1 protein-coding gene is annotated in these 1,588 nt (G+C 73.6%); it reads left to right on the forward strand.

The genetic code is table 11. From position 1 onward, the window contains the following. The coding region (locus tag EES42_RS39530) for a type I polyketide synthase (protein ID WP_164495517.1) at positions 1 to 1,588 on the forward strand (1,588 nt) is incomplete at both ends.

The raw sequence follows: 1,588 nt of genomic DNA on the forward strand, positions 1-1,588 counted from the left end.
CCCTGCGGAAGGGCGAGTGCTCGCTGGCGCTCGCGGGAGGGGTCACCGTCATGGCGACCCCGGGCATGTTCAGCAGTTTCAGCGCACAGCGCGGACTCGCCCTCGACGGTCGCTGCAAGGCGTTCGCCGCGGCGGCCGACGGCACCGGCTTCGCCGAAGGCGTCGGGCTGCTCCTGGTGGAGCGGCTCTCCGACGCCCGGCGCAACGGCCACCGCGTCCTCGCGGTGCTGCGCGGCTCCGCGGTCAACCAGGACGGTGCGAGCAACGGCCTGACCGCACCCAACGGCCCCTCCCAGCAGCGCGTCATCGAGCAGGCGCTCGCCGACGCGCGCCTGGGTCCCGGACAGGTCGACGCGGTCGAGGCGCACGGCACCGGCACGGTACTCGGCGACCCCATCGAGGCGCAGGCGCTGCTGGCCGCCTACGGTCAGGAGCGCTCGGCGGAGCGCCCGCTGTGGCTGGGCTCGGTGAAGTCGAACATCGGTCACACACAGGCCGCCGCGGGCGTCGCCGGGATCATCAAGATGGTCATGGCGATGCGGCAGGGAGTGCTGCCGCCCACCCTCCACGTGGACGCCCCGACACCGCACGTGGACTGGACGGCAGGTCAGGTGCGGCTCCTGACAGAGCGGACCGACTGGCCCGAGACGGGCGAGCCGCGTCGCGTGGGCGTCTCGTCGTTCGGCATCAGCGGGACCAACGCCCACGTCATCCTCGAACAGGCCGACGAGCAGGCCGGGCACACCGACGCGGAGGTACGCCCCGACACAGCGGACGCACGCCCCGACACAGCGGATGTACAACCTGACACAGCCGTACGTCCCGGCCTCGTCCCCTGGGTGATATCCGCGCGCGGAGAGGCGGCGCTCGCCGGCCAGGCGGCCAGGCTGCGGGCTCTGCTCGCCGCGCACCCCGAGTACGACCCCGTCGACGTCGCCCACTCGCTGGCGACCACACGCACCGCCTTCGAGGACCGTGCGGTCGTCGTCGGCGCGGACCGCGACGAGCTGCTGCGCGGCCTCGACGCCCTCGTCGCCGACGAGGCCGGGCCGGTGCGCGGCACCGTGACGGAGGGAAGGCTCGCGTTCCTGTTCAGCGGACAGGGCAGCCAGCGGCTCGGCACGGGACGTGAACTCGCCGCCCGCTTCCCCGAGTTCCGCGAGGCGTTCGACGAGGTCTGCGCACATCTGGACCCGCACCTCGACCGCCCGCTGCGCGACGTCCTGTACGCCGAGGAGGCGAGCGACGACGCCGGCCTGCTGCACCGGACGGCCCACACCCAGGCCGCCCTGTTCGCCGTCGAGGTCGCGCTGTCCCGGCTCCTCGGCCACTGGGGTATCGAACCCGACCTGCTCGCGGGCCACTCCATCGGCGAACTGGCCGCCGCCCATGTCGCGGGCGTCCTCTCCCTCCAGGACGCCGCCACGCTGGTCGCCGCCCGGGGCCGCCTGATGCAGGCCCTTCCGGAGGGCGGGGCGATGGTCTCGCTCCAGGCGTCGGAGGACGAGGTCCTGCCGTTGCTCGTCGCGGGCGTCTCGATCGCCGCGCTCAACGGGCCTGCCGCTACGGTCATTTCCGGTGACGAGGC

Origin of the sequence: Streptomyces sp. ADI95-17 (assembly GCF_003846175.1) — a bacterium.
In the GTDB taxonomy this organism is placed as follows: Bacteria; Actinomycetota; Actinomycetes; order Streptomycetales; family Streptomycetaceae; genus Streptomyces; species Streptomyces sanglieri.